The following is a 7,137-nucleotide window of genomic DNA, read 5'->3' as shown; positions in this document are numbered from 1 at the left end:
TTATGCGCAGATACCGATTTGTCCATGTTTAGTACAGAGAAGAGACGCAATGCTGTTTTAGAACGTGTTCGTTTGCGTAGTTATCTTGAAGGCACTAAACGCAATTTGGACAAAAAAACTTTAGTTGACTTACTTCTTTGCTTGCGCAAGGTGGTTGACTCCCCTTTTATCCCTGCCGAATCCAAAGGCGAGTTTCCCCGCTGTCTTTTACAATTTAACCGTTCTTTCAATAGTTGGCTTACTAACACTAAAACAAATTAATGTTATGCGACATATACGTATTCAATTCATATTCATCCTTGTTTTCACGCTGGTCTCAGGGGTTCTTCGTTCACAAGAAGCTATACCTTACCGCCTTTACGATCCTATTCCACGTCTTGCAGTGAAGAGTAATTTACTTTACGATGTAAGTCTGGGCTTGAATCTTGGCGTTGAGCTAAAGCTGAGTAAACGTTTAACCCTTGATGTACCAGTAATGTACAATCCTTTCACTTTCAAGGATAATACCAAGTGGAAGAACCTGACCGTTCAACCCGAAGTTCGCTACTGGCTTTGCGAAAGCTTTGTAGGTCATTTCTTCGGTGTTCATGGTCACTACTCTAACTTCAATGTAGGTAACATAGGCTTCATCAGTGGTTTAAAAGATCACCGCTATCGCGGTTGGCTGGCCGGTGGAGGCGTTTCGTGGGGTTACCATTGGCTGCTCTCTCCCCGCTGGTCCATGGAGGCCACCATTGGCTTTGGTTACGCATACATTGATTACGAAAAGTTCGAAGCCCCTAAATGCGGTTTGAAACTCAACGAAGGCACTACGCACTATGTTGGGCCAACAAAGATTGGGTTGAGTTTGATTTATTTTTTGAAATAAAAATGAAGCTACTGATTTTTGAAACGCAGATTAACGCGGATTAACGCGGATTAATCTCTAATTAAATAATCTGCGTTAATCCGCGTTAATCTGCGTTTAAATAATAACAACATGAAGAAGATGAAAAATAACTCATTACTCAAAACTCATTACTTTATAGCCTTTATAGCCTTTATAGCCTTTATGGCCTTTTATTCTGTTCCCGCTATTGCCCAAAACTACAAAGGCTCTGTTTACGTAGAATCGACCGATTTTTCGGAACGTAACGACAGTTTAATTGTTTGCTTCAACATAAAAGTAGAAGCCAATGCTGTACCCAATTGTTCGAGCATGTATTTTACGCCCGAGCTCCGTAACGGCAAGCAAACCATGGATTTACCTTACGTTCAGTTAAATGGTAAAACCCGTTCAAAGATCAACAGCCGTTGGTTTATGGTTGCCAGCGACGAATGGTTGTCTCTTTACGATGCCCCCCAAATGATTGTGAATGCCAATAAATATACCGACGAAAACATGACTTATCAAACCACATTGCCTTACGAAAGTTGGATGGATAATGCAAGTCTTTTCCTTCGTCAGGAGTTGATAGGTTGCCGCAGTGAAGTAAACCTTTATACCTACAAGCTAAACGATCGCGTAAAACTCGCCCCCCGTGCCCCTTACGAAGTACAATCGTTGGTTGCTTTGGTAGCCCCCAAAGCCGAGGTGAAGACCCGTAACCGCCAGGGTAGTGCATTCCTTGACTTCCAGGTTGGCCGTTCGGTGATTCTTCCCGACTTCCGTCGTAACCCGGTTGAGTTGGGTAAAATCAACGATGCTTTCCTTGAAGTAATGGGCGATCAGGATGCACAAATCACCGGCTTGTTTATCGAAGGCTATGCCTCACCCGAAGGCAAATACACCAGTAACGACAAACTGGCCCGCGAACGTGCCATTGCCCTGAAAGACTATATCAAGAATCGCTATATGCTAGCCGAAAACCTTTTCAGTGTTCGCTCAACCGCCGAAGATTGGGCTGGTTTGAAACAAAAAGTAGAAGAAAGCAACATTGCCCAGAAAGACCGTGTATTGGCCATAATCGATGGCAGTTCAGAGTACGATGCCAAAGAAGCCCAACTGAAAGGCCTTTCTGTTTACAGCACTTTGCTTCGCGATATATTTCCCGAACTTCGCCGCGTAGAATACCAGATCGATTACTCGGTACGTAACTACAGCACCACCGAAGCCCGTCAGCTGATGAACACGAATCCCGAAAACCTGTCGCAGTTGGAACTTTACAGCGTAGCGCTCGAATACGGCAAAGACAGTCCGGAATACAAACGCATCCTCATGGAAATAATTCCCAAATACTTCGACAGCGACCCGGTTGCCATGAACAACGCCGCCGCCCTGTTGATAGAGAATGGCGAAGAAAACACCGCCCTTCGTTTACTTGAAAAAGCCCCTGCTTTACCCGAGGCTTGGAACAACCTGGGTATCATTTACATGATGCGTGGCGAGCTTGATAAAGCCGCCGACCTGTTGAACCAAGCATCCGTTGGCGGTGTAACCGAAGCTGCTCACAACTTACAAGAACTGGCAAAGAAGAAAGAAGACGAATGATAATATGCCAATGTGCTAATATGCCAATATGCTAATTGGCTGCGCATAATTATCCTATTATCCTATTGGCACATTGGTAAATTGACACATTAGTATATTGGCATATTGGCACATTATCCTATTGGCACATTAATCTTATGAGAGAGAAAACATACCTATACCTTATTGGCATCCTGTTAATGCTAGCATCATGTACCAATAATAGCACCCGTAAACGCCATTTAACTGAACGATTGTTTCTTGAGCGTTCACAAATAACAATCACTCATCCGGGCGATCGTCCGGGTCAGGGCGATGGTGGTCGGGGTGCTATGGTACTGAGCGAGCAGGTAAACTATAGCCAGGAGCCTCTTGATGCTTCTACAACCGATAGCCATCAGGACGAAGCCCGGTTAGATACCAATAAGGTATATGCATTGTCGCAGGTAACTGTCACTTCACGAGCACGCTTTGCCCCGGTACGCGAAGGATTGGTGAATATTGATTTTATTATTCACGTACCCGAAGCTTATTTGACAGACGACTTTCAACTGACGATTACCCCCAATCTGTTGCACAACGATTCTGTAGTGCATTTGGATGATGTGGTACTTCGTGGTAAGAACTTTATTGAACTACAGCAGCAGGATTACGAGCGCTATCAAAAGTATCTGGATGGTATAATTGACCCCACTGCTTACGATTCTGCTTTTGTAGATCACCGTGGGGTAGACCGCGAACTGGGTCGTCGCCGACAAACAGAACTTGATTCTTATTACAGTAAATGGTCGTTGATGCAAGAGTATCGCGACTGGCGCAACACCGAACAGGCCAAATACGATGAATACAATGTGAAGCGTGCCGAAGATCTGCGTCAGAAACTGATAGCTCACGATATTAAATATCACAATGCACTGAACCGGCGTTTAGCTACCCGTCAGGACACATCCGAACTAGGGTATAAATACCGTAAAGAACGTAAAAAACTCATTGAGTCGGCCCCTGTAAAACGACAGATCACATTGGATGCCGTTCCGGCCAAGTACCGTGAGTTCTACTTTAAAGGCATCAGTCCCGAGGACCTTGAACCGTTGTTGCCCAAAGACAAAGACTCTATAGCACTGGCAGGAGAATATTTGTTACACGAAAAGATAGCAGCCAACGAAGTTAAAGGCTCTCGTCAGCAAGAGGTGTTTAAGTATATGGTACCTGCCCCTTACCGTCCGGATGCGCACTACAGTGCTACCATCACTCCCGGTAAGAATTATAGCTACCGCTATACCCGTACCTACCCGGTAACAGTAGGATTAAAGAATCTGAAACTAACATTGGGTGGCAGCATTACCGCTACCGACCGCAGTTATTACAAGATTCAACCACTGGACACGTTGAGTTACGTAATCGCCTCGATGGACGAACTGGCCGATGGTAGCCTATTGGGTAACCCTGAGTTCACCGCCGATCAGCGTACAGAATATATGCACGCTTTGCGCTTGCTGCGAAACCGCGAATACCAACGTGCTTTGAATATATTAAACGAGTACGACGATTATAACACCGCCGTAACACTAACCTGTTTAGGTTATGACGCAAAAGCTTACAACCTGTTGGCTACGTTGCCTCAAACAGCAAACACGCATTACCTGGCTGCCATACTTTGCTACCGGTTGAAGGAGCATCAGGCCGCAGTTGATCACTTGATGGAGGCTTGCAGACTGGATCCGGGTAAGATAAACCGGGCGGAGCGCGATCCGGAGATTAGTAAGATGATCCGGGATTATAATTTACGTGAACACTTAGATAAATTATGAATAAAATTTTAGACACGGATGACGCAGATTACACGGATTTTAAACACGGATTAAATACCGGTTTAAAAAAATAAATCCGTGTATTTAAATCCGTGTAATCCGCGCAATCCGTGTCTAAAACAATTGAATTAACAAACGGGGAAACCCAATAATTATTTATTAACCAATAAACAAAAAAATGAAAATGAAAATGAATTTTAAGTATGCAATGATGGCTTTTGCTGCTCTTAGCATGGGAATGGCAAGCTGTTCGGACAACGAAGGCAACGATGTTGTTGAACTTGAGGGTGAAGGAACATATGTGCAGTTTGGGCTGCAACAAGAAAACTCTACCCGTGCTTTGTATCCTGAAATAAAAGCTGAGGATGCAGAAACAACAATCAACAGTGCAGCGGTTTTTATGCTGAACTCTAATAAGGTTATCACTGAAGTGTTTACTTTCGAACCTTATGAGGCAGATGGTACAACTCCAAAACAAAACATCTTCAAAGCAACAGCAGGTACATATTACTTTATTGCTGCAGCTAATGTTCCAAGTAGTGTAACATTTGCGCTTACCACTTTAAAAGGAAAACACCTTGATAACCTGAATCAGGTAATCACTGAAATCAACGAAGGTAGATTTGCTGAATTTGTTGACCTTACATCAACAAATGCAGCTGGTAAGAAAGGTAATTTCTTCATGACAAGTGGTGTTGAAATGCTTGCCAATCAGGATTACAAACAAATGGAGTATACAACAAAAGAGTTGGATGTTCACACTTACGATGAAATCGTGGCAGACGGTTTGCTAGCAAATCCTAAAAAGAACTATGTAGAAATCAAAATTGGTCGTGCTGTAGCCAAAGTTGAAACTGCTATCGGTTTGCAGGATGATGGTACTCTTTTGCATGTTGATGCTGCCGGTGTTGTTAAACCCGAAAGTATTGAATATGTTGTTACCAACAATCCGAATGCAATGCACTTCTTCCCTAACTTTGGAGGAAAAGAATTGTTCCAGGCTCCATATCACACTGCGTATCCTGTAGGTGGAACACAGCCTGCTGCTTACTGGCCTAACTTGCACGATGTTGATAATTTAACTTATAGACTTCCATTCACTAAAAAAGGTGGTAGCAAAATTGAAGCTAAAGGTGGTGTATATTCTTATGCAATGGAAAATACGAACGCGGAGCCTACTTATGGTAATGCAACTATTGTTTCAATAAAAGCTGAATTTAATCCTGATATGGTTGTAGAAAGTGGTGCAACTACTGAAACTGCCAATACTCAGGCTGTTGGTACATACGATTTCTACCGTATTCGTAAAAATAAAGAAAGAACAGATTATTATGATGGTAGATTCTTCTTGGATGCTAATGATGCAAAAGATGTAGCAGAAACCGAACTTGGTTTAGTAGAAGGTGAGTATGAAATTGAAGAATATCTAAAATGTGTTTGCTACTATATCATTCCACTTTACGATAAAGAAAAAGAAATCACTGAACGCTATGATGTTGTTCGTAACCACTACTATGAGTTAACTATCGACAAAGTATTGGCTTGTGGATATTCTGCCCCAGGTGGTGACATTGATACTGAAGAACCAGATCCACTTGATCCGAAAAAAGACACATACCTACATGTAAATCTGGTTGTGAAAGACTGGACACTTGTTAAGCAAGAAAGCGGTCTTGAACCACGCTAAATCGTTTCAACGTTAAGAGTTTTAGGCTTTAACCCCTGAAACTCTTAACCCCGAAACTGCTGAATAGTTATGAGCTTTGGGTCAGTCTAAACCCATGACCCAAAACTCATAACTCAAAACTCAAACTCAAAACCCCATTATGATGCGCACAGTTTTTAACCCTACCTTTCTATTATGTTTTCTTTTCCCCCTTTTGCTTAGCAGTTGTCTGGGCGAAGGCGATTTGAACTGTGATGAACTTCCGGCTGGTGAACAACAGCTTACTTTGAAATTTCTATACAATATAAATGGTGATCACGAAGACCATATACGGGAAGTTGTCGACAGCATAGACCTCTATATATACAAAAATACCGGCGATCTTTTCCTAACAAAACGGTTTTATAGCGACGAATTGTACGAAACCAATTTTGAATATACCTTCACACTAAATGCAGGTACCTATACTTTTGTGGCATGGATGAATGCCAGCGAAGAGTATATAAATGAAGAAGCAACCACTTTGCCCAATGCTACTAACCGCATAATTTGTAACGGCGAACAACATATAGAAACAGAAATACAATCGGCATTGTATTATGCCTACGAAGATAGAAAATCGGATACCGAACATGGCAACAAGCCACTAACAATAACCATAGACGAGAACCCACCACACGAAAAGTACTATCTTAACTTCGCAAAAAACACCAATAATATACAGATAGATGCTATATTCGACCGTCAGTTACCCACCGGATCGGAAATAAAAGCAACCATTACCGGTAAGAACGGAATTGTTAGCTTCCTTAATCGTTGCCCGGGCGAGCAACCAGTGTACACTTACCATCACTACTATTCGGATCAATCAACCGAAACCCGCACAGTGCACGAAAATACATATTACCAAACATTCAGTTCTTTTTTGCAAACACAACGTTTGTGGGAAAACGATGATTTGGAACTAACCATTATACTGCAAGAACCAGGCAGAAATGAGGAAGTGCTGATAAGCCAATCGCTTACACCACTCATTATGCAAAACCCAAAATACTATAACGATTTTATGTTGGAAAGGTTCGACAACTACAAACTACAGTTTGTGTTCGAAAAAGACCGTTTCGACAACTGGTACCATGTTGAGATAATTGTTAATAACTGGTATCTGGTAAGAATAGAAGCTAATCTGGATGTACAACCATAAATCCCCC

Annotated in this window: 6 protein-coding genes; all 6 read left to right on the top strand. The window is 42.3% G+C overall.

Annotated features, from left to right (window positions below):
• Positions 1-261 (top strand): hypothetical protein (locus D0T85_RS22580; RefSeq protein WP_203558544.1); only part of this gene is annotated, 261 nt, incomplete at its 5' end.
• Between the two features lie 4 nt (positions 262-265).
• The gene (locus D0T85_RS20885; protein WP_163215456.1) at positions 266-868 is read left to right on the top strand and encodes a DUF3575 domain-containing protein; all 603 of its coding nucleotides are present in this window, start codon (positions 266-268) and stop codon (positions 866-868) included.
• A gap of 111 nt (positions 869-979) precedes the next feature.
• Positions 980-2,470, top strand: a complete 1,491-nt coding sequence (locus D0T85_RS20880; protein WP_163215455.1) for a DUF3868 domain-containing protein — start codon at positions 980-982, stop codon at positions 2,468-2,470.
• Positions 2,471-2,607: 137 nt separating this feature from the next.
• Entirely contained in the window at positions 2,608-4,260 is a 1,653-nt protein-coding gene (locus D0T85_RS20875; RefSeq protein WP_163215454.1) for a hypothetical protein, read from the top strand.
• 184 nt (positions 4,261-4,444) lie between these two features.
• The gene (locus D0T85_RS20870) at positions 4,445-5,947 is read left to right on the top strand and encodes an Mfa1 family fimbria major subunit (RefSeq protein WP_163215453.1); all 1,503 of its coding nucleotides are present in this window, start codon (positions 4,445-4,447) and stop codon (positions 5,945-5,947) included.
• Positions 5,948-6,086: 139 nt separating this feature from the next.
• Entirely contained in the window at positions 6,087-7,130 is a 1,044-nt protein-coding gene (locus tag D0T85_RS20865; RefSeq protein ID WP_163215452.1) for a FimB/Mfa2 family fimbrial subunit, read from the top strand.
• Positions 7,131-7,137: the final 7 nt, after the last annotated feature.

This window comes from Bacteroides sp. 519, from assembly GCF_010500955.1.
In the GTDB taxonomy this organism is placed as follows: Bacteria; Bacteroidota; Bacteroidia; order Bacteroidales; family Bacteroidaceae; genus Bacteroides.
The sequence above is the reverse complement of the archived record's forward strand: the minus strand, read 5'-3'. Positions and strand labels throughout refer to the sequence as shown.